Source organism: Candidatus Stygibacter australis (genome assembly GCA_030765845.1).
Taxonomy (GTDB): Bacteria; Cloacimonadota; Cloacimonadia; order Cloacimonadales; family TCS61; genus Stygibacter; species Stygibacter australis.
Window position 1 is genome coordinate 20,555 of the sequence record JAVCDJ010000010.1, and the last position, 23,362, is coordinate 43,916.

The window sequence follows — 23,362 nt, forward strand, 5'->3', positions numbered from 1 at the left end:
CAGAACCTTCAGATCAACAGAAAGAAAATTTTACTCATCAATTACCATTGAAAGGTTGATCATCTAAGATTATATTTGCATTATCTGAGATTAAAAAGATGTTTCAAAGTGTGAAACAGGTGGAACAACAAAGCACAATATAACAAAAAAATGTCAGTATGTGCTTTGTTGTTCCACTTGGTATATAATTAGGGGCATTAAAATATCCTAAATAAATATGATATAAGCGATATAGCTAAAAAAAATAACAATAGTATAATATTAGAACAAAAATCCTGTACAAATTAGGAAAAACTAATTTAGTCAGGTGAAATGTTATAACAAATAGTGATGATTTGAAATAGTAATTTCAGGAGTCAGTAATGCCGGGATATTATACACAATTTAAAATGGGAGAGCTGCACTTCGAATTTACAGTGTTCAAATTGTAAAAGTACCGCTAATAATATTATGATTGATTTCACATCTCTGAATAGAATAAGGAAAGAATTGACATAAGCTGCTATTTTCGATAATCTTGTTCTAATGATGACATTAAATGCATTAAGGAGATAGTATGAAAAAATGGATTTTTATTGTAATTGTGGTATTACTAATGTTTTTAGGATGCTCCCTGCCCCAAAATCCCGGTTTGCCGACCTGGGATACAAAATTAAGTTTTTATGTTTTAAATGACAGCTATGATCTACTGGAACTTGCAGAAGAAGACAGCTCAATCGTGTTAACAGAGAATGCTGTGGGAGACACAGTATTAGGTATTTACCAGGAAAATTTAAATGAACAGGAAATTGATATCGGACAAACAGAACCTGTTTTTGAAAGCGATACTGCCGAAATTGGAGATATTGCGATATCTGATGTAGATCCCATTCAAGGTGGGATAACATTTGGAGAATTTGCTTCAGCAGCCAATCTGGATATACCGGGTCAAGGAGTGGAAGTTCCTGAAATAGTATCATTTAGTTTTGAAGATATCAGCATCGAACTTGAACCAGTAAATGAGATTCAGTGGGTAGAGATAATGTCAGGTGGATTTGATTTGGAAATTATTAATAATATGATCATAGGTTTAGGAAATTATCAGGTGGGAGAATATTTGACATTGAGTCTGGTACATGAAAATGATGGTGGTGTGTGGGAGAATGTGATTGATGACATCATTCTTGAAGACCGCAATCTGGCCCCAGGAGAGAATTATACAACTTCAATTGACCTTGAAGGTATTGTACTCTATCGAGATATGCAGCTTTTAATAAGTGGGGGTAGTCGAGGTACCGATGGTAACAGTGTAGTAATTGTTCTGGAAGATCAACTGGAGACTAATATTAGTTTCTGGGATGATTTGAAAGCTAGTGCTGCAGAAGCGCTGATAGCAGAGCAGACAATAGAGGATACTGTAAGCATTGAACTGGATGAAGATTATCATATATATGAAGCGACGCTTGCTGATAATCCTGATTATCAATTGAGTATTCATGTGGAAAACGGGATTGATGTTGCATTGCATCTACATGTTGATATACCTGCATTATTTCTCGATAGTGAAGAAAACTATCAGGCAGATTATGAGATACCCCGCAGCAGTGAAGGAGGAATGTTTGATGAGATACTGGAATTAGGTGGAGCAAGATTGGGAGATGGAACCGAATTACTAAGTGATATTGAAATATTTATAGTAGCAAATATAGACAGTACTGATGTAGATGATTATCGACAAATCAATGCAAGCGATTCTTATTTAGTAGAAGCAGAACTTAGTGAACTGGAGTTTGAGTATGTACGAGGAATTATCGAACCTCAGGAGCAGGAAAGTATCAGTGATGAAATTACCCTTGATGTGGATTATCCAGAAGTGCAAGAGGGGGGGCAGTTTATCTTCGTAGGTGACAGTGAGATCAGAATAGATCTAAGCACAGGTAATTCGCAAATACCGGGAGATCTTGTGATAGATGTCAGAGCTTTTAATACGGAAAATGAAATGGTGCAATTGATAAATATCGAAAGTGGTGAAATACCCCAGATCGAAATACCTGCATCAACATCTTTCAGCATAGAATTTAATAGTGATGTTTATAATATTAATGAATTGTTGTCCTTATTACCTGTGCTGATTGAATTTGAAGTTCAGGTAACAGCAGGTGATGGAGTTTCAGAATTAATATATCATCAGGGAGATTTGCTCACATCAAATATCATTCTGGAATCAACTTTATCTCTTGCTACTGATGCCTGGGTGATCCCACGTCAGGATGGAGAAATAGTGATCTCTGAAGAAGATGTAGAACTTAAGCAGGAAGAATTTGATGCTTTTCAGAGTGCCAGTCTGAAATTGACCTACATTAATACAACCGGTATGCAAGTGGGTGCAGAAGTATTGCTATCGGATAGTGAAAATAATATAATGAATGAGATTTATCACTATGAAAATCCCGATACCAGTATCGTAGATTTGATTGTAATGCCTGGATTAGAAACGACTTTAGAAGGTGAAACAAAGGAACTAATGATAGACCTTAATCAGAAAGACTTGAGTTATTTCTTGAAAGATCTCACTTATGTAGCTTCCCGAATAAATCTTGTTAGTGATGGAGAGCATGCTTTGGCGGGAGAAATTCAATTAGTGGGCATGGCAGAAATAATCATCAGGATATCGCAGGACCTGATAGATAATGGGGAGGAATAAGATGAGACGGTTAATTATTTTATTTATAGCAATAGTACTTGCAGTTAGTTTACAGGGATTTTTCCGTGATTTTGCAGAAAATCCTGCTGATATAGCAGATCGTGAGAGTGGTGATATAATTCTTCCCGGATTTTTTATGAATGGAGGTTTCTCCAATAATCATTTAACTGTAAGTGATCTCGCCATGTTTGAAGAAGGTCATGTGCTTACTCAGTCAGAAAAGGATCTGCTTTCATCTTCTAATCTCAATTTTTCTGGATATGCCACTATTGATCTTTTAGCGTTCGGATTCAAGAACTGGGAATTAACCATGACATCAAATATTCGTGGTTATATGGGAGATATTGATAAAGAGTTTATGCAGATTTTATTCAATGGCAATGATGAGGATCAATATAACACAAGTGCTATGAGCGATACTTATTTCTATCAATTCATTAAATTCAGTTTTGACTGGGCATATCCCAAAAGTGTGAATTTATCTCTTATACCACCTGCAAGGATATCAAATAAGGAATCAGGGAGTTTTGTACTCAGGCTTGAAAGTGTGCTGAATTATCTTCGTGAGGCTGATATATATCTTGGTGCACGTGTGAATGTAAATAATTCGGCTGGATATGCAGAAGTAATGGAAAGTGAGCAGGAACTCATTTCCAATCAGGATAGTCTATATGTAGAAAGCCATGTGAGTATCTTACACTCTGATATTGACCCTTCATCAATAACGGGTAATTATTCTACCGGTTTCGGTCTCGGGCTCAAAATGAAGCTGCCTAATGGCTGGATGTATTTTAATGTAGATGATCTGGGAACAAAGCTTACATACAGCGATCTGGTATATTCAGATTATTATAATTACCACCTTGACTATTTGAATTTTATTGATGAAGATCACGAAGCGATAGATGAAAGTGAGACTGTGGAAGGTGAAGATTATGATGGGGATCGGGAAGTTAAGCTTGATGCTTCAATAACCTTTGGTGTGGAATATTATGTAGGAAGAGGTTTTGATGTGATGGCGAAATATCAGTCATGCGATTATTTACTTGATGGACTTTTTCTGGGAACTACCTATAGACCATTAGATTGGCTACCCATTAAACTTACCTACGGTAATGGTGATATTGACAGCTATAGTTTCAAGTTCGGAGTAGACTCTGAGTCAATTGAATTGATGTTAGGTGGAACTTATTATAATGGCCTTTTCAATGCTGCCAAGGGATATGGGGCAGATTTTGGGATAAAATTTAAGTTTTAATAACTAATATAATGGGCAGCAATTCCTGAGAGGGGATCGCTGCCCCTTTTTTATAATTACAAAAGGAGATAAGATGGAGAATGACCGAAAAGAGCTAAATGCTAATGAATGGACGAGTTATAATTTTGCTGAAACAGACCAGAGCAAGGGAGTGAAATCACCTCCAGTAACTAAACCATTTCCAGAAAATATTGAAATAATCGCTTTGCCAAAACCAGAGAATTGGGACTGGAAGATAACAACAGATTTCAGCAAAGCAACACTCAATCGTAAAAGTTGCAGAAAATTTAGTAGTAAAGAATTAAAACTGCAAGAATTATCTTATTTATTATGGAGCACTCAGGCAATCAGGCTTAAGATCAATGAAGCTACATCCAAGAGATTTGTTCCTTCTGCTGGTTCCAGGCATGCTTTGGAAACATATCTGGCTATACTAAATGTAGAAAATCTGGATCAAGGGATTTACCGTTATTTACCGGAGGAGCATGCACTGATTTTCATCTATAAACCGGAAGACATGAACCAGTCGATCACAGAATCGGTGAAAGGGCAATCCTGGAGTACTGGTGCGAATGTGGTGTTTTACTGGAGTGCTATACCTTATCGAATGGAATGGAGATATGCTATTGCGTCAACAAAGCTAATTTTACTCGATGCAGGTCACGTTTGCCAGAATCTTTATCTTGCCTGTGATGCAGTGGGTTGTGGTACCTGTGCAATTGCTGCCTATAACCAGTCAGCAGCAGATCAATTGCTGCAGATAGATGGTGAAAATGAGATGGTTATCTATATTGCACCGGTAGGTAAGATATAAAAAAACTGTAACTCAAACTGAAAGTGACGTTTAAATATCGATAAATAAATTAGGAGAATATTGATGATTGTGATCGATTCTTAATATTGGAGGTTTTATGAAAAGAATAGTAATACTAAGAACTATGACAGTTATCATGCTGCTGGTAATGGCAGTGGCAGTTTTTGGGGACAGCAGAAATCCCTTTGTTGATGTGGTGAAAAATATCAGGGGATCAGTTGTGAATATTCAGGTGGAATATGAGACTCCTGGAATGACTATTAATGGATTTCCTAATCAGGATGAATTTTTTAAATTCTTTTTTCCTCAACCTCAAAGACAGTCACCAAGTCGTAAGGCACGGGCAATGGGCACAGGATTTATTTTCAAGCGAGAAGGTAATACTGTTTATATAATAACCAATAATCATGTTGTAGAAAAAGGTAATGAAGAAGGGGCTGAGATTACTGTTTCACTGGAAGATAAAGAGGAATATCCTGGTGAGATCGTGGGATTGGACAGTGATAGTGACCTTGCTGTGATCAAGATAGAAATAGAAAGCGATGAATGGGTGACCATTGCTCCTTTGGGAGAATCTGCTAATCTGGAAGTTGGACAATGGGCAATAGCAATTGGAAACCCTTTTGGAGAAGAATTAAATCGAACCGTCACAGTGGGAGTTATCTCAGCTTTGGGACGATCCAACTTTAATTTCGGAAGTGATGGTGGACCCTTGTATCAGAATTATATTCAAACTGATGCTGCAATAAATCGCGGAAATAGTGGAGGACCATTGGTTAATATTGATGGTGATGTTATCGGAGTGAATGCAGCTATCAGTACTCCTAATCAGGGTAATGTTGGTATCGGTTTTGCCATTCCAGTGGATATGGTCAGAAAGGTAGCAAATGACTTGATGCAGCATGGTGAGGTGGTTCGAGCTTACCTGGGAATTTTGCCTCAGGAGATTACTTCTGACCTTAGAAAGAGCCTTGATCTGGAAGATGTGTCTGGTGTACTGATCGCTAAAGTGGAAGATGATACACCGGCATCAGATGGTAAACTGGAACAGGGTGATGTGATCATCAAGTTTGATAACAGGGAGATTGCGGATGTTGCTCATTTCCGAATAATAGTGGCTGAAAGCGAGATTGGTATAAAACTACCTGTGGAGATCGTTCGCAAGCAAAAGCACAAAACCATGTACGTAACTCTGATGAAAAGACCCGCTGACTTGGCTGAGAGTAATATTTCAACGCCTAATGCTGATTGGTTAGGACTTAAGGTAGAAAGCGTAAATAGTGATGCTGCCAAACAATATAAAATTGATGAAAGCAGCGGAGTGTTCATTAGTGCAATTGAAAAGGATTCTCCTGCTGAAGATAGTGAATTAAGAGTTGGAGATGTGATCCTGGAGATAAATTTTGAAACTGTGGAAGATGTGGAAAATTTCAATGAGATCTATGAAAAAGTGAAAGAAGATGGTAAAGATCAGTTGCTCTTCAGAGTGAAATCATTAAATGGTCAATACCATTATGTGGCAGTGAACACAAATAGATAATAGAATAAACAGGGGAGAGTTTAACTGCTCTCCCTTATTATATGCTTGGTTTAGATAAGGGAATTATCGAGGCAATCTAACGATCACTACTAAGAAAGACACTAACTATGAACAATCAGAGATTATTAGATGAATGGCTTTAAGTAAGTCCACCAGTAATAATTGATTATGTTCATAATTTCTGGTAATGAATAACCTTGATCGATCCTGTCTTGCACCTTTTCATTAATTACATCATCCAGCATTCCTTTTTCAATGGCATCAGCGGGATTGAAATTAAACATAGAGCCCACAATTCTGATCAGAGCATAGATGACCCCGACTGCCAAAGCTAATTCTATGAAGTAAACAAATCCACGTACAGATAAATTCAAGCCTTTCATTGATGAATCAGTACCAGCAGCACGTTGTGACTTTCTTTTGTCATATCCCCAAAAGAAAGAGATATAATAATACTTCTTGAATATCTTGTAAGAATTATTGGATTCATAAATCTTTTTAGTAGGAACAATAATACACCGTTTAAGAATGTCCTGGACAGATCGTTTCTGCTCAAAATTAAGAGTTTTGGCAACCTCAGAAGGAATAAGACTATAGAAATAACTGAAATCTCTTTCAATGATATTTTCTGAAGTTGCATTCACTGATTTTTGTTTCCTGGAATTTCTTCTTTTGTCTTCACCAACATATAGCTGCATATAGTACTTTTTGACAAACCAGAATGGCACATTAAGATCAATAAGCTTCTTTGATGGAATTCTGATGGCTTTAGCCAGTATCAGGCGAATGAATTTTTCCTGCTCTTCAGTGAAGCTGTTTTTTATTCCATGACCCATCTGATCCATGAAATAATCAACGTCTTTGAGTTTGTTTTTAAATGGCATTCCACTTCTCCCTTATTTATTTAAACCAAGTTTATCAATTAACCAGTCAATACCATGACCACCCTGAACTAAATCATAATTTAACACAGTTTTGGCAAAAAAGGCAACAAATATTATCACTAGCAGATAAATCAGCATAGAGCTCATAAAACTTAGAGTATTAAGAGCATGACTGGCGTTTTTTCTTTTACCTCTTCTTCTATCCAGTCCCAGATAGATACTAAGATAATATCTGTTTTTTATCTTGAAATTTATATTTGTTTCCAGAATTTTCCTTGATGGAATAGATATTGCCCGTATAAATACTGCCTGAATTACCCTTTTCTCTTCATATTGAAAGCCTTTTTGAATATCTTCAGGCAGGGATGCAAAATAGTAATCAGCATTTCTTTCTTTATATTCCTTCAGTTTTGTTCTTTCAAATTTGCTGCGATCATTGCGGGTTTTTGTACGTTTGTCTTCACCCAGATAGATCTGAAAATAAAATCTTTTGATCAACCAGAAAGGAATATTCAAATCTAATAATTTTGGTGATGGAACCCGGACTACTCGATCCAGGACCCTGCGAAGAGAGAGTATTTCCTCCTCAGCTAATTGCCTGTGCAAAGAATTTTGAATATCGTTAAGAAAGTGATCCTGATCTCTCAGAATTTTTACATTGGCCATTTCATTTATCTCCGGTAAATTTCCTTGATCTTATCGATATCAATGTTTGCGAAATCTTTTACATCATATTCGCTGGCAAAAGTGATAAAAATTTTCTTATCCAGCATAATATCCATTAAATCTTTGTCAATTTCATTATTCTTTGCCATACTGGCAAGAATTTTAAGTGACTTATCAAGATCATAAGATGATTTATAAGATCTTTCTGACATCAGCGCATCAAAGACGTCTGCTATTGCTAAAATGCGTGATTGCAAAGGTATATCATCATCTTTAAGTCCTAGTGGATAACCAGTTCCATTGAGTCTTTCATGATGCGATGAGGCAATTTTGGGTACGTTTTGAAATTTCGTCGGGAAAGTGATATTGGAAAGTATCTTATAAGTAATGTCAGCATGTTTTTTTATCTCATCATATTCCTTGATCGTAAGAGTTCCGCGCCGGATCATCAGGTTTTCCAGTTCATCTTCGTCCAGCAGTCTGTATTCCTTCCCATGAGCGCTAATTTTTACTGCAGCAATCTCAGCCAGAGTTTCTAACACCTCTTCAGAAACATATTCAGATCCCTGGTTAAGGGAAATTATCAAATCCATATATTCAGGTAATTTCTCCAGGATGTGTTGCAGTTCAGTTTTCTCAGTTTCAGTTTTTAATTGCATTAATTGATTAAATATGACCTGCTCCAGTAATTCAAATTTTGTTTGAACGAATTTAATCCGATCACAGCTTGACTGCAGCTTAGTATTTTTATTAAGAAGGTTATTTGAGGTTACAATTTTACCAAGATCATGCAGCCAGCCTGAAATGGCGATTTCATCAAGTTCATCTTGAGAGAATTTATGTTTCGAGTATACCCCATCATCAACAAGATTAATTTCTTTAGCGAGAATATTTGTGAGCAGGGCAACTTTCTGCACATGCTGATATGATTTATCTGATTTCATATCAATGGCATAAGCAATTGCCTGAGTGAAATCGAAGATCATTTTCTCAAGATTATTGATCAGTAGTTTATTACTTAGAGTGATAGCAGCTTGCGATGAGACTGATAGCAATATCTCAGTATGTTCATCAGAAAAAGCTACGATATTACCCTCTTCATCGATGCTGTTTGTGAGTTCAATGATACCCAGAACATGGTCTTCATGATCTACCAAAGGGACAGCGACCATTGATTTTGAGCGATACTTGTCCCGCTCATCCATCGTTATGATCTGATCGATCTGAAAATAATCCTGATTGTACACATCATCGAAATGAGCTTCAAATCCTGTATGGAAAACGAAAGTTGCCAGTGAATTCATTATCGGATCACCCGTTATGTCAAATAATACAATCGACTTCCATCTCTTACTGGCGGTTTCCGAGTCCATTTCCATTTGATCAGATATACATTTCACTCTTTCATACTGCAAAGCTTTTTGATCTGGAGAAGTAATATAGATCATTCCTCTGTCAGCATTAGTTACTTCCATCACCTCATCAAGAATTATCTTAAAGACTTTTTGAATATCATTTTCCAGGGATAATGATTTCCCAATTTTAATGAGCTTCTTAATGAGGTCCAAGTTTCTTTTCCTTATCTTCTCTGCAATGAAATTTGACATGAAGTACTCCTAAGAAGATATGACAATACAGTTTTTTCCACAATTTTTTCCTCTATAAAGAGCATTATCAGCTCTTTTAATTGTTTCATCCAGCACTTCACCCTGCTTGAATTCTGCCAAGCCGGTTGTGATAGTAACTGATACGCTAACACCTTTAAAATTAAAGTTATGATGCTCAATTATTGAGCGGACTCTTTCGGAGATTATATCTCCACCTACGGAATCTGTTTCAGGAAAGACCAGAATAAATTCCTCTCCACCCCAGCGCCCCAGGATATCCTGGGCTCTGACTGTTTCTTTCATCAGTTTTGCGATTTCGGTCAGGACATAATCTCCCATGTCATGCCCATAGGTATCATTAAATTTTTTGAAATTATCTATATCGGCAATCGCCAGTGAAAATGGATTATGATGCCTTTCATAACGAGTCATTTCATAATCAAGCCGGATTTCCACATCTCTGCGGTTTGAAATCTGAGTTAAAGGATCAATCCTTGCCAGCTTTTCCATCTCCTGATATGCCTGGTTAAGCTTTTCATGCTGCTCAGCAATGTATTTCCTGTCGTTTACACTGGCTGTATTATCTCTGATAACCATTCCCAGACGATACCCCTTATCTGCTTTGATTGTGAAAAATGAATACTGCAGGTGAACAATATGCCCATCAGTATGAGTTATCTGGCAAAGATCCTGTCGCACATTTTCATTCTCCAATCCGACTTTTAGAGAATACTTAATAAATTTCTTCAGGATTTCCGGAGGAACTTTCTTATCCTTAATGCGCACATTTCCCCAGGATAATATATCCCAAATCGCTTCTCCATATACTTTCTCCATGGAAATTCCCGTAATCCTGGTAAGACTGTTATTCCATTCAATAACCTGTCCCTTCTCATTTATCAAAGCCATCCCATCATTGGATAAACTGATAAAGGAGCGGAACTTTTCTTCATTATTCAGGATGAAATTATCCATTTGCTTTTTACGGGTTATATCAAATAATTGAAATAGAAAGAGGGTTGCTTGATTACCTATGCTGCATTTTATCGGATTTATAACTACATAATACCAAGCCTCATCAAATTTACCCTCATTAAATCTAATTTCCATTATTCTGGTTTCGTTCATTGAACTATTACATCTCTTGATCAGGCTGCCAGGATCGTCTATGGTGTCCATTCGTAAGGTTTCCAGATTATATCTGGTGATCCTCTCGACACTAAGTCCTGTAATTTTCAAAAAAGATCCATTCGCATAATGCAGATCTCCAGCCTGATTAATGACAAATACAGGATTCATAGCATCTTTAAATGCCTGCCAGATCAATTTATCCATTGACTGACATGGAACCGGCTCATTTATTCTGTTGATCAAACTTTTAAGTTTCTCTAACAGATTCGCAGCATTTAATGGTTTATTAAAAAACATATCAGCACCAGCTTCCATGCTGTCCTGCAAATACTCGGCAGCACTCAAACCGGTAATAACAAAAATTATAGATTCAGGATAAAGGGTTCTAAGTTCTTTGATCAGTTTTATCCCTTCCAGACCATCCAGCATCAAGTCTACGCAAAATATACTGAAATCAAGCTTCGTTAAACAATTTTTAAGATCTTTCACTTGCTGGCAGGTTTCGCAGTGATAGCCATCTGATTCCAGAATTTCTCGAACCAACACTGTCGTTAGTTCATCATCATCAATGATCAGGACATTTTTATATTCTTTCATCTTTGTAATATCTCAATCGCTTTAGTCATTAGTTCACGACTATCAATAGGTTTCACAAGTACATCTTTAACACCCAGTAATTTAGCAGTTTTAAGGTGATGCTCATCTGAATAGGCTGTGATGATTATAAATTTCTGAGTTGGGTCTTCCTGTTGAATCCTCTCGATCATCGTAAGTCCATCCATCTTCTTCATTTTTATATCAGTGATTATCAGGTCAGGGGCAAATTCATGATATCTTTCAATCCCCTGCAAACCATGACCGGCAGTGAATACAGCTGAAAATTCTGACATAAAAATCTCCTTAAGCATTTCTCTTATCAATACCTCATCTTCAACAATCAGAACTTTATAATCTTTCATTTTATATAATTATCGTAAACACTGCACCATCTTCATCATTACTGACATCAATATAGCCAGACATCTTCTGTTCAACAATAGTCTTACAGATATACAGACCAAGTCCAGTACCTTCTTCACCTGTTTTTGTGGTAAAATAGGGATCAAAAAGCTTATCTTTAATTTCTGGTGAAATGCCTCCAGCATTATCTCCTATCTCAAGACAGCTTTTTCCCATTCTACGGCTTACTCTTATCCAGATCTTACGGTTATCTTCATTCTGGCTTACAAGTGCATCTTTGGCATTGATCAAAAGATTCATTAAAACCTGGGAATATTCATTTTCATAACCATTTACCTGACAGTCCTCTTCAATCTCAAGATCTATTTCTATTTTGTGCTTCTGAAAAGAACTCTCCACAAATGATAGCGTCTTTTGAACTACAGATAGTACGCTGAAATTGATCTTCTCCCGGTTTGGATTAAAGAAATTTCTAAAATCATCTATAGTTTCTGACATGTGCTCTAGAACCACCATGATCTTATTTACTCTATCCTCCAGCATTTCATCAGATAAATTGGAATTGCGATAAGAAAAAAGGAGCGACTGCGTGAGAAGTCCGATAGTATTTAGTGGTTGACGCCATTGATGAGCAATATGCCCGATCATTTCTCCCATAACTGCCTGACGACTCTGCAGCATCATGATGTGATCTTTTAGACGGATCTCAGTTACACTCTTCTCTATTTTATCCTGAAGGGTCTCCTGAAATTCCACTAATTGCTGATTGGCTATTGCCAGTTCTTGAGTTCTTTCGATCACTCTATCTTCAAGCTCAGCATGTGCCTTTTTAAGCTCTTCCTGGGCTTGAAGTTTCTCCAGCTTCTCTGCTTCCACGTTTTTCTCAAGCAGGATAACATTTGCTAATTCTTCCAGGACATTTAATAGATTCTTATATGAAATTGGCTTGATCAGGAAGTTATTAACTCCCAGAGCAATTGCCTTGAGGAAATTCTCTTTCTCGCTATAGGCAGAGACAACTACTATTTTTACATTACTGCCCAATCGCCTGATTTGATGGATCATCTCAAGTCCATTCATCACTGGCATCATTATATCTGTGATCACAATATCTGGAGCTTCCTGCTTATAGAGCTCAAGTCCTTCTTCTCCATTAGCTGCAAGCAATACTGTTCTGGCATTTTTTTCCAGCACATTTTTGATGGTATTACGCATTAAATCATCATCTTCTACAAATAAAATCTTGAGATCATGTTTTTCCAATATAACCTCCATTTTTAATTACACCATTACATATCCTTTTATTGTCTTTCATATTTTATTGTCAAAGAAAAACATTTATTCATTCGATTACTACCTGAAGAAACTAATTGACTTCTACCCGCAGTTAAGAATATTCCTTAAATCACTTCCAGTTTGAATTGTCATTCAGACGACAGAAGTTCTTAGGAATAAACAGCAGAGCAGCAACATAACCAATAATATATTTTATTTAAAAAAGAATATATATCATACATAGCACTAAGATAAAGACATTTTCATAGATTAAAACAGTAATTTTGTTTCAATATACTACAATAGTTTTTATGTAGTAAGATAATAATATATTTATTAAAGAAATAAACAAATAATTTACCATGAAGTGACTATTCAGAGGAACAACAAAGCACGTACTGACATTTTCATGTGATATTGTGCTAAGTTGTTCCACCTATTATACACTTAGAAGAGGAAAAATATAAGTAAAGAGATGAAATAAAGCTCAAATATCAGATTCGTTAATGGGGAAAATATACAATTTCTATTAACATAATCATCAGTAAATAGATGATGATGATATTGAGGTTGACAAGAAGTAAATAAAAAAAAGAATAAAAGAGATGTAACCGGCAGAGGTTTATGCGTTAATAATGCAGAACTGAAAAGAGATAAGGTGGTGTCTTTTGGAAGAAAGAGAATTAGTGAAAAGAGCTAAGCAGGATATCCAGGCTTTTGATGAACTATACCGGATATATTATCCGAAGATCAATAATTTCGTATTTCACCGGACGTACGACGAGGATGTGCGAAACGAGATAGTGTCTAATGTGTTTTATAAAGCTATGAAGAATCTTTACAGGTTCAAATTTCTCGATAGCCATCGATGTTCCTTTTCAGCCTGGTTATATCGCATAGCTGTGAGTGAAGTAAACCAGTACTACCGAGATCGCAAACGTGATTTTAAGCTGGTTATGAAGAAAAAGAATGATAAACCGGATGACCCCACCGTCTATCCTTATGAGTTTAAATACGTGAAACAGTGTTTAAGTTATTTGAAACCGTTTGAGCAGAATCTGATAGCACTCAAGTATTTTGAGAAGAAATCATATCGGGAGCTGTCAGAGATTTTTGGAAAGAAAGAGAATGCTTTGAAGGTTAAAACGCACCGAAGCTTGAAAAAGCTGAAAAATATTCTGGAACAGGAGAAAGATCATGGACAAGATCAAAGATATGCTTAGTACTTTAAAAATCCCCCTAATAGATGATAAATACCAGTTCAATGCCCTCCGGAGCAGATTGCTGCAGGCGTTTTTCAGCCGGCAGAGAGTATATGTGCTTCGATACAGGTGGGCAGTATCAATGGCAGCACTGCTTTTTCTAATTCTGGCAGCTACTTTTATGGTACCCAATTTTGCCAGTAGTGTAAACACACTGGTTTTTGGTGATCATAACAAAGAGCAGCCAATAATAGCAGAGAATGTGCAGAAAAGCAAAGGAATTTTGATGCCGGTAGATCAGGGAGAAATGGCAAATTCATCTAACAGGTTGATTGATGATGATAAGACGTATTTGATCAGACAGTATAATTCACCTCGGGCAGGCAAAGTAATGGTTGTTTCAGAATATAATAAGCAAATGCAGAATAACAAGATCAGAAAGGTCTCTGCAGGATGCTATTAATTTTGGAGGACAAATGAGAAATATTATTTTTATTTTATTGCTTCTGGGAATGTTTATTAGTATAAGTGCCGAAACAATCCCATTCCTGGGAGTAGCGACAACAGATATAAATCATTCCAGTTATACAAAATACGGGATATCAGATGGCTATGGGATACTCATCAAATATGCAGTAGAGGGTTCTCAGGCAGCAGAAGCCGGGTTGAAAAAGGGAATGATCATCAGAACTTATCAGGATGAAAAAGTGTATACCCAAAAACAGTTAACCCGTATGATCAGAAATTCCAACGTGGGGGAGAAGGTTAAAATTGTAGTTTTTGATAATGAAAGTGAAAAAACCTTTAACGTTGTGTTGGGAGAAAAAGAATATGTAAAGCATAAGAACCCTGTATGGATGGGTGTCTCCCTCAAAGATGATTTTGATCAGGAAAACTTCGATTTAAATTATGGCTTGTTGATCACTATGGTATCAGAAGATAGTCCAGCCGAAAAAGCAGGATTGTTAGATGATGATATTATGCTGGAAATTCAGGGAGAGAAACTTTATTCTCAAGATCAGGTTCGTCCCATGTTGAAGAAATATCAACCTGAAGATAAGATCATGGTGAAATACTGGCGTGATGGCAACCAGGAAGAAACAGAGCTCAAATTAGGTGAGATGTCATTCGACTGGTATGATCTTCAGGCAATTGATCAGGTATTCAGCGGTCTTGATATACTTGATGACCTGGATGACGTTTATGGCATCTGGAATTCACTGGGATTACCGGAATCCATGCACGTGTTTGCCTATCAGGATTCATCGAGCAAGATTCTGGGTGTAATAGTTTCCGGTCCGCATGAAGAAGATGAAGATCACGGCAAAACTGAGGGTCTTGTGATAGAAAAAGTAATACCCGAAACCCCAGCGGCAGAAGGTGGAATGCAGGCAGGAGATATCATTTTGAAGATCAATGGTGAAGATGTTTCGGAATTTGATGATATTGGTGAGATCATCAGTAAAGTTGATTATGATGATTCATTCAAGGTTAATATCATCAGGGATGAGAAACCAAAGGATCTTATTTTGATCATGAAACCCGTCACAGATGAAGTCTGGGAAAAATATTATAGTGGAATTTTGGAAAATGACGTGATCAAGATATTTATGAATAAGGACAAACCTATCGATTTCTATTACAAGAATCTTGAAGATATTGGTGATAAGCTTTCAAACGAAATTGAGTATGAAATCAATCATGGTGAATCTGGACCCAGGTAATAAATTAAACCCCTCTGAGTAAAAAAAGAAACCTGCCAGAAATATTTTCCGGCAGGTTTTTTTTATTTCTTAATCAATGATCAATTAATGATCGCAGAAATTTGCTCCACCCTGAAGGTTATTATTCATAAAATCATTAACCAGTTCAGTAAAGGTTTTATTTGGAGCTCCTACGATAACATCTATATTGTTTGCTTTAAACAGATCCTGAGCTCTTTGCCCCATACCACCGGCAATGATCACATTAACGCTTTTTTCTGCCAGCCAGCGGGGAAGTAAGCCTGGTTCATGAGGTGGAGGTTTTAGGGTTTCATCACTAATGATCTTTTTGCTTTCCATTTCAACATCGATGATCATGAAATTTTCACAATGCCCAAAGTGCATACTTAATGCACCATTAGTTATAGGTATCGCTATACGCATTTTTCATTTTCTCCTTAATATTTATAAATTAAGATAATTGAATAATTACAATTGTCCATCTATTTTTTTTGTTCTACTGGGTTGAAGCGATCACCCAGTCACCAACATTACTATCTAAATCCTGAGCAATAACCGAACATTTTATCTGAGTTAAAAAAAATACCTGTCTGGGACAATTAAATAGTGTTTCATAATTAGCCTGTCCCTTGGCGATAACCAGATCAGCATTGTAAAAGATATCCAAAAATGCTCTGGAACACATGCTGAGAATAGTTCCAGCGCAATCCAGACCAGTATCTATAATGGTGGCAAATTTATCAATACCAGCGAAGATCGCATCTTGTCTTAAGGCATCATTGATGACTGGATAGCCCTTAACAGCATAAGTGATCTGCTTCGGCATTAATTGCTCAATTAAAAGTCGATCAAAAACCGTTTCTCCTGCATTATCTCCTAATATTAAAATATTCTCAGCTTTTTCTATTTCTGCTTGAAGAATTTCAAGCTGTTGCTGATCTATATTTTTGGTGCGGGAAGAATGTAAACTTTTCCGAAATCGTTCATCATCCCAGCCATTGTAAAGAGCAAAATCAAGAATATTACCGGCAATAGAATATCGGATAGCCATTTGCAAAGGATTATCGCTGGCTAATATCTCTTCCCTAATTGCAGGAGCAATAGCCAAGGCAATATCGTTCGCTTTGTGTTTTATCTCAGCATAGGGATCATTATTTACAGTTTCTTCGCGGATCAATTTATGGATCTCTCTGCCTATTAAGGCAGGAGTTTGAGAGTAATCCATTTTTGAAGCCAGAAACAATGCGGATCTTAATACTCTTTCGATTAATTGCTCATCATCTGAAATTTGTCTCACAGCCTGGATTGTTTGTCGCATCAGGCAGGGGATGCAATCATGAAATGTTTTCATTATATTACTCCACCATAAATCAGGAGTAGATCAATCTACTCCTGATTTCTATAATTTATTTACTTTTCTATTTTTTCTTCTGATAATTCAGATAATCTACGGGTTATATTGTCAAGTTGATTTTTAAACCAGGATTGCTGCTGCTGGAGAGCGTCCTTTTCCTGAACCTTCACGGGTTCTCGCTCATAGCCATAATCTGCGGGATAGTAACCTCGGTGTGCAAAATTCCTTAATCCACGTCCCATTCCTCTACCACGCTCTCTTCCGAAGCTAATACAGCGTTCAAATCTTCCAGGTCGATCATTTCCAGTGCAATATCCTGCCTGTCTTCCTGTCATTCTTCCACGTCCTTCTGGTCCTGTTCCATCACCATAAGGCATAATTTTCCTCCTGTCTTATTTTGTTCTTCGATTTACATTCTGATTGCGTCCGCCTAATAATAGACGAACTCCGTTTCTGATAAGATTTCCTAATCCTCTTCCAGGTAAACCACTTTGGTTTCCGGGTCGTTTGTTACCGGAGCAGTAACCTGCTCCACGTCCTGTCATACTTCCACGTCCTTCTGGTCCTGTTCTATCTCCATTTGGCATATTATCACCTCCTTGAGTGCTTAGTTTTATCTCTATTGCCGCGATTCCCTCTGCTGGGACAGGAGCTGGAATCCTCGCGCCATTGCCTTCTGCCACAACCCGGCATGTAATGACGTCCCTGCTGCCAGCCCCCAGACAGCCACTCCTGTATCACTAACTCTGTTTCTCCTGCTAAAAAGGGTATTACTCTGATACCATTACGCTCTGCTTCTCTCTGTAAATGCCTGCTGATTGCTCCGCATATCAATATATTCACTTCTGCTTCTGCTAAAAAATCTATCTGCCTGCCAGTCAAAAGAGCGGGGAGCTCGTGATCAGCTATCTCGCTGACCTCTCCAGCTTGAATCCTGTAGAACTTGAAGTGCAGTGCTTCATCAAATACAGGTGAAATCCTTTTATTCCACTCTGGAATCGCTATAAGCATAATTTTCTCCTTATCAAATACAGAATATATACATGCAAAAGGTGTACCAGTTAGCGAAAATAGTTATAACTATGCTATTGGTAATAATTTAGGCGAATCAGGGGTTATTGAGAAGGATTTAATTTGGTAGCGTCAGTGCGAATTTATGGTAAGCATTGGTAGCTATTACGCTACCGGGGAGGCTTGTAATGCGAGGCAGGCAATTCAATATTTAATTTCTTCAGCTTGCGGTAAAGCGTGGATTTATGCAATCCCAGCTCACGGGCGGCAGCATTGCGATTAAAATTATTATTTTTGAGTGCTTCTATTATTAATTGTCTTTCGGTCTGCTGTTTCACTTGTCTGATCGTGTTGTACTGGCTGATATCATGCTGATTTACCTGAAATTCCAGAGGTAGGTGCTGCAATTCAATCATATCATTACGGCAAAGTACAAAAGCCCGTTCAATTACATTTTCCAGTTCTCTGATATTACCCTGCCATTTTTGTGTCATCAATACACCCAGAACCTGGGTGGAGGCAGCTTTGATCTTCCTGTTTTGAAGATGATTGAATTTGGCAATAAAGTGTTCTACAAGTAATGGAATATCTTCTTTTCTGTCGCTTAAAGGTGGTAGTTCAAGTTTTATCACATTAATTCGGTAAAACAGATCTTCTCTAAATTTACCTTCACTCACCAGCTCGCTGAGGTCTTTATTGGTAGCAGCAATAATTCTTGCACCGGTAGTTTCTGTTTTAATTCCACCTAACGGTTCATATTCATGTTCCTGTAATACACGCAGCAGCTTCACCTGCATAGAAAGTGAGATTTCTCCTATTTCATCAAGAAACAAAGTTCCCTTATCTGCAATAGCAAATCTGCCTGGTTTATCTCGCTCAGCTCCCGTAAAAGCACCCTTTTTATAACCAAATAATTCAGATTCCAGAAGCGTATCAGGAAGGGCAGCACAATTTACAGCAATAAATGGCTGTTTTGCTCTATTGCTCATGCCGTGTGCTGCTCTGGCAAGGAGTTCTTTACCGGTTCCAGTCTCGCCGGTTATCAACAGGTTTGAATTGCTCTCAGCAACAATTGGGAGCAGATGAAATATTTCCTGCATAGCTGGACTACGACTGATTAGATCTCCTATTCGGTACTGATTATGAAGTTTTTTTCTCAAAGTGTGAACTTCACGCAAATCTCTAAAGGTTTCTGCACCTCCACAGATATTACCATTTTGATCGCGCAAAACAGCAGTGGAAACGCTTATAGGGATTTTATCACCTTTGGCATTGATTATATAGCAGGACTTATCAATGATTGGTTTATTGCTGTGCATCGTCTTACGCAGAGCACAGTCCTTTTCACACATACTGGAACGAAAGACATCAGAGCAGATTTCGCCAATCGCTTCCTGGCGTGAAATCCCGGTGATATCTTCAGCAGCACGGTTAAAGGAGGTTATTTGCCAGTGTTCATCAACTGTAAATACACCGTCAGAGATACTTTCCAGAATTGAGTCATATCTGATTTCATTTTTGGAAGCTTTTTTGCTATTGTTCAAATACTGCCTGCCTTAAGAGAAAATAGCCTCCGCAAACGCGAAGGCTATTAGTTATATTCAATAGCCGAAGTTTATTCTTCAGCCATCTTTTTGAACTTGTTATAACGCTTGATAACATAGCCCTTGAACTGTTCAACAAATTTAGCAGAATTTTCCGGGAAAGTGGTTTGGAGACTTGAATAGCGTTTCTCACCATTCAGGAAATCTGCTACGTCAATTTTAGGTTTAGGACTTTCAAAGATAAAGGGATTCTCACCTAATTCTTCACGGCGTGGATCATAACGATAAAGCAACCAGTAACCGGCATCAACAGCCTTCTTTTCTTCTTTCTGGCTCATGCTCATATTGATACCATGATTGATGCAGGGAGAATAAGCGATCACAATTGATGGTCCATCATATTCTTCTGCTTCTTTGAGAGATTTCACGAACTGGTTCTTATTGGCACCCATAGCACAGGAAGCTACATAAATATACCCATATTCCATCATCATTTTTCCAAGCTCTTTCTTCACAGTTACTTTGCCAGATTCAGCAAATTTAGCTACTGCACCAAGAGGTGTAGCTTTAGACGCCTGTCCACCAGTATTGGAATATACTTCCGTATCCAGAACAAGAATATTGATATTTCTTCCTGAAGCCAATACATGATCAAGTCCACCATATCCAATATCATAAGCCCAGCCATCTCCACCAAAAGCCCATACTGATTTATCAATCAGGAAGTTCTTAAGTTCAATGATTTTTTGTACTATAGGTTTGGTTTCTTCTGTAGCTGTTTCCAAGGCTTTTGGCAATAGCTGCTTAATTGCTGCTGTATTATCTTTTGCTTCCTGATCAACTTTTTTCCAATTATCAAGAGACCACTTGACCTTATCTGCTAATTCTGCTTCGCAGCCAGCTTCATGCAATTGAGCAAGTTTTGTTCTTAATTGCTTGCGATTAGCATCAACTGCCAAACGCATACCCATGGCATATTCTGCATTATCTTCAAACAGAGAATTAGCCCAGGCGGGTCCATGACCATCTTTATTATGGCAATAGGGAATTGTGGGGAAGGTTCCACCATATATGGAAGAGCAGCCTGTGGCATTTCCAATCAGCATCCTGTCTCCAAATAACTGAGTGATCACGCGAACGTAGGGAGTTTCTCCACAACCTGCACAAGCACCTGAGAATTCGAATAATGGCTGCTTGAACTGACTGCCTTTTACAGTGAATTCACCCATAACTTTTGAGAGTACATCATTTGGCAGGGCATCAAAAAATTCGGCATTTATAGTTTCGCCTCTATCACGTTCTTCCTGAATAGGTTTCATTACAAGAGCATCTTTAGGACATTCATTAGCGCACACCATGCAACCCTGGCAATCTTCTGGATAGATCTGGATTTTAAATTTCATTCCAGCATCTTTTGACATGGCATCAAGAGTATTGAAGGTTTTGGGAGCGTCTTTCAGATTTTCAGGATCGATCAATTTTGCTCTTATGGCTGCATGAGGGCAAACAAATGAACACTGATTACATTGAATACAATTTTCAGCGACCCATTGCGGAACGAATGGCGATACACCACGTTTTTCAAGACGTGAAGTTGCTGATGGGATATAACCATCATAAGGCATATCAGATACTGGGATGTCATCACCCTTTTCACGCATGATCTTTTCAATCACGTTACGAGTAAATTTATCTGAGCCATCTGGTACCAGTTTATGCATATCCATTGCTTTGCAACCGCATTCGGCAGGTATCTCAATTTTCTGGATATGTTCTGTAGCTTTATCAACCGCTTCCATGTTCATATTGATCACTTTATCACCCTTCTTGGCAAAGGTCTTTTTAATAAAGGTCTTGATCATATTAAGAGCAGTTTCTTCTGGTAATATACCTGAGATCATGAAATAAGCTGTCTGCATCACGGTATTTATTCTGGTTCCTAACCCAACTTCCTGAGCGATCTTCAATGCATTAATATTATACACATTGATTTTCTTATCGATTATTACTCTCTGCATATCAGCAGTGAGATTATCAAATACTTCATCAGCTTCCCAGATTGAGTTCAAAAGGAATACACCATTCTCGCGAATTCCTTCCAAAATATCATATCTGCCAATATATGCCTGATTATGGCAGGCGATAAAGTCTGCATGAACAACAGTGTATTCACTCTGAATAGGAGATTTGCCAAAACGAAGATGTGAGCGGGTTACTCCACCAGATTTCTTGGAATCATACTGAAAATAGCCCTGGCAATACATGTCTGTTCCCTCACCAATAATCTTGATAGAGTTCTTATTAGCACCCACTGTTCCATCAGAACCTAGTCCCCAGAATTTACAACTGATAGTTCCTTCGGGTGAAGTTGGTAAAGTGTCACCAACTGGGATAGATTTATGAGAAACATCATCATTAATTCCTACAGTGAAGCCATGGAATCCATCATTTTCCAGATGATCATATACAGCTTTCACCATAGCAGGAGTAAATTCCTTAGAAGAGAGTCCATATCTTCCACCAATAATAGTGAGATCATAACGATTCTTTAAGGCAGCTACAGTATCCAGATATAATGGATCACCTATAGCTCCTGGTTCTTTAGTTCTATCCAGAACAGCGATTTTCATAACGCTGGCAGGAATAGCAGACACAAAATCTTCTATGCAGAAAGGACGATAAAGATGAATAGAAAGTAATCCTAGTTTTTCACCTTTCTTATTTAAGTAGTTTATTGTTTCCTGAATAGTCTCACAACCGCTACCCATAGCAATTATAAGTTTATCAGCCTTAGGATCACCATAATAATTAAAGAGATGGTATTCCCGTCCAGTGAGTTCAGAAACAGCTCCCATGTATTCTCTCACAATATCAGGAGTAGCGTCATAATAATTATTAACAGTCTCACGTCCCTGGAAATATACATCAGGATTTTGAGCACCGACTTTAACGCGAGGGTCATCAGGATTTAAAGCACGAGACCTGAAATCTTCTATAAATTTCATATCTACAAGTTCTCTCATGCTTTCATAATCAACCATATCGATTTTCTGGATTTCATGAGAATTACGGAAACCGTCAAAGAAATTCAAAAATGGTACTTTTGCTTTCAATGTAGAAAGATGAGATACAATACCCAGGTCCATAATTTCCTGCAATGATGACGCTGCCATCAAAGCGAATCCGGTATTACGGGCAGACATTACATCCGAGTGATCTCCAAAAATCGATAAACTTTGTGCTGCAAGTGATCTGGCAGAAACGTGAAATACTGTAGGAAGCATCTCACCAGCTATTTTGTGCATGTTGGGAAGCATCAATAAAAGACCCTGCGAAGCAGTGAAGGTAGTGGTTAACGCACCAGCAGTCAAAGAACCATGGATCGCTCCAGCAGCTCCCGCCTCAGATTGCATTTCAACCACATCTACTCGTTCACCAAATATATTTTTTCTATTATTTGCTGCCCATGTATCAGCATATTCTCCCATTGGTGATGAGGGAGTGATTGGATAAATTGCTGCAACATCACTAAAGGCATACGCCACATGGGCTGCGGCAGTATTGCCATCTACTGTTGCTTTTTTGAATTCTTTCTTCATGCAACCTCCTAATAATTTAATTTATTCCCAGATTTTGTCCCTTCCACTTTCCGTCAACCTGAAAATCAGTGTTAACAATAAAATCTTTTTTAGCTTAGTTAAATAAAGAG

Annotated in this window: 20 protein-coding genes; 7 read left to right on the forward strand and 13 right to left on the reverse strand. The window is 37.7% G+C overall.

Annotated features, from left to right (window positions below; translation table 11 throughout):
- The first annotated feature begins 556 nt into the window (after positions 1-556).
- From RAO94_00375 to RAO94_00390, 4 genes are all read left to right on the forward strand, one after another.
- A complete protein-coding gene (locus tag RAO94_00375; GenBank protein ID MDP8320781.1) occupies positions 557-2,683 on the forward strand; it encodes a hypothetical protein in 2,127 nt (708 codons plus the stop codon).
- A 1-nt stretch (position 2,684) separates the two neighbouring features.
- A complete protein-coding gene (locus RAO94_00380; protein MDP8320782.1) occupies positions 2,685-3,941 on the forward strand; it encodes a hypothetical protein in 1,257 nt (418 codons plus the stop codon).
- Positions 3,942-4,014: 73 nt separating this feature from the next.
- Positions 4,015-4,755 (forward strand): SagB/ThcOx family dehydrogenase, encoded by a 741-nt coding sequence (locus tag RAO94_00385; GenBank protein ID MDP8320783.1) that lies wholly within the window; start codon positions 4,015-4,017, stop codon positions 4,753-4,755.
- Positions 4,756-4,852: 97 nt separating this feature from the next.
- A complete protein-coding gene (locus RAO94_00390; GenBank protein MDP8320784.1) occupies positions 4,853-6,295 on the forward strand; it encodes a trypsin-like peptidase domain-containing protein in 1,443 nt (480 codons plus the stop codon).
- Positions 6,296-6,420: 125 nt separating this feature from the next.
- On the opposite strand, the gene RAO94_00395 is transcribed toward RAO94_00390, so the two are convergent.
- The 6 genes from RAO94_00395 to RAO94_00420 are packed head-to-tail and all read right to left on the reverse strand — an operon-like array spanning position 6,421 to position 12,806.
- Positions 6,421-7,179, reverse strand: a complete 759-nt coding sequence (locus RAO94_00395; protein ID MDP8320785.1) for a hypothetical protein — start codon at positions 7,177-7,179, stop codon at positions 6,421-6,423.
- 12 nt (positions 7,180-7,191) lie between these two features.
- A complete protein-coding gene (locus tag RAO94_00400; GenBank protein ID MDP8320786.1) occupies positions 7,192-7,845 on the reverse strand; it encodes a hypothetical protein in 654 nt (217 codons plus the stop codon).
- Between the two features lie 5 nt (positions 7,846-7,850).
- The gene (locus tag RAO94_00405) at positions 7,851-9,452 is read right to left on the reverse strand and encodes an HD domain-containing phosphohydrolase (GenBank protein ID MDP8320787.1); all 1,602 of its coding nucleotides are present in this window, start codon (positions 9,450-9,452) and stop codon (positions 7,851-7,853) included.
- A 9-nt stretch (positions 9,453-9,461) separates the two neighbouring features.
- Complete coding sequence (locus tag RAO94_00410; protein ID MDP8320788.1) at positions 9,462-11,180, reverse strand: diguanylate cyclase; 1,719 nt, start codon at positions 11,178-11,180, stop codon at positions 9,462-9,464.
- Complete coding sequence (locus RAO94_00415) at positions 11,177-11,542, reverse strand: response regulator (protein MDP8320789.1); 366 nt, start codon at positions 11,540-11,542, stop codon at positions 11,177-11,179. The genes RAO94_00410 and RAO94_00415 overlap by 4 nt, the downstream gene beginning before the upstream one ends.
- Before the next feature lies 1 nt (position 11,543).
- A complete protein-coding gene (locus RAO94_00420; protein MDP8320790.1) occupies positions 11,544-12,806 on the reverse strand; it encodes a response regulator in 1,263 nt (420 codons plus the stop codon).
- A gap of 680 nt (positions 12,807-13,486) precedes the next feature.
- Here RAO94_00420 and RAO94_00425 point away from each other — a divergent pair.
- The 3 genes from RAO94_00425 to RAO94_00435 are packed head-to-tail and all read left to right on the forward strand — an operon-like array spanning position 13,487 to position 15,744.
- Positions 13,487-14,041 carry a sigma-70 family RNA polymerase sigma factor gene (locus RAO94_00425; GenBank protein ID MDP8320791.1) on the forward strand — a complete coding sequence of 185 codons (555 nt, stop codon included), beginning with the start codon at positions 13,487-13,489 and terminating at the stop codon, positions 14,039-14,041.
- On the forward strand, positions 14,016-14,483 hold the full coding sequence (locus tag RAO94_00430) for a hypothetical protein (protein ID MDP8320792.1): 468 nt from the start codon (positions 14,016-14,018) through the stop codon (positions 14,481-14,483). The genes RAO94_00425 and RAO94_00430 overlap by 26 nt, the downstream gene beginning before the upstream one ends.
- 13 nt (positions 14,484-14,496) lie before the next feature.
- Positions 14,497-15,744 (forward strand): PDZ domain-containing protein, encoded by a 1,248-nt coding sequence (locus tag RAO94_00435; protein MDP8320793.1) that lies wholly within the window; start codon positions 14,497-14,499, stop codon positions 15,742-15,744.
- A gap of 84 nt (positions 15,745-15,828) precedes the next feature.
- Here RAO94_00435 and RAO94_00440 read toward each other — a convergent pair whose 3' ends face one another.
- The 7 genes from RAO94_00440 to nifJ all read right to left on the reverse strand — a co-directional run bounded on the left by RAO94_00440 (position 15,829) and on the right by nifJ (position 23,252).
- Complete coding sequence (locus RAO94_00440) at positions 15,829-16,167, reverse strand: NifB/NifX family molybdenum-iron cluster-binding protein (protein MDP8320794.1); 339 nt, start codon at positions 16,165-16,167, stop codon at positions 15,829-15,831.
- A 73-nt stretch (positions 16,168-16,240) separates the two neighbouring features.
- Positions 16,241-17,095: an ARMT1-like domain-containing protein gene (locus tag RAO94_00445; protein MDP8320795.1), complete on the reverse strand. Its 855-nt coding sequence runs from the start codon at positions 17,093-17,095 to the stop codon at positions 16,241-16,243.
- Positions 17,096-17,154: 59 nt separating this feature from the next.
- Complete coding sequence (locus tag RAO94_00450) at positions 17,155-17,475, reverse strand: DUF5320 domain-containing protein (protein MDP8320796.1); 321 nt, start codon at positions 17,473-17,475, stop codon at positions 17,155-17,157.
- Between the two features lie 15 nt (positions 17,476-17,490).
- Positions 17,491-17,685 carry a DUF5320 domain-containing protein gene (locus RAO94_00455; protein MDP8320797.1) on the reverse strand — a complete coding sequence of 65 codons (195 nt, stop codon included), beginning with the start codon at positions 17,683-17,685 and terminating at the stop codon, positions 17,491-17,493.
- A gap of 4 nt (positions 17,686-17,689) precedes the next feature.
- Positions 17,690-18,109: a NifB/NifX family molybdenum-iron cluster-binding protein gene (locus RAO94_00460; protein MDP8320798.1), complete on the reverse strand. Its 420-nt coding sequence runs from the start codon at positions 18,107-18,109 to the stop codon at positions 17,690-17,692.
- A gap of 170 nt (positions 18,110-18,279) precedes the next feature.
- The gene (locus RAO94_00465) at positions 18,280-19,653 is read right to left on the reverse strand and encodes a sigma 54-interacting transcriptional regulator (protein MDP8320799.1); all 1,374 of its coding nucleotides are present in this window, start codon (positions 19,651-19,653) and stop codon (positions 18,280-18,282) included.
- A 71-nt stretch (positions 19,654-19,724) separates the two neighbouring features.
- A complete protein-coding gene (gene nifJ, locus RAO94_00470; protein ID MDP8320800.1) occupies positions 19,725-23,252 on the reverse strand; it encodes a pyruvate:ferredoxin (flavodoxin) oxidoreductase in 3,528 nt (1,175 codons plus the stop codon).
- Positions 23,253-23,362 lie beyond the last annotated feature (110 nt).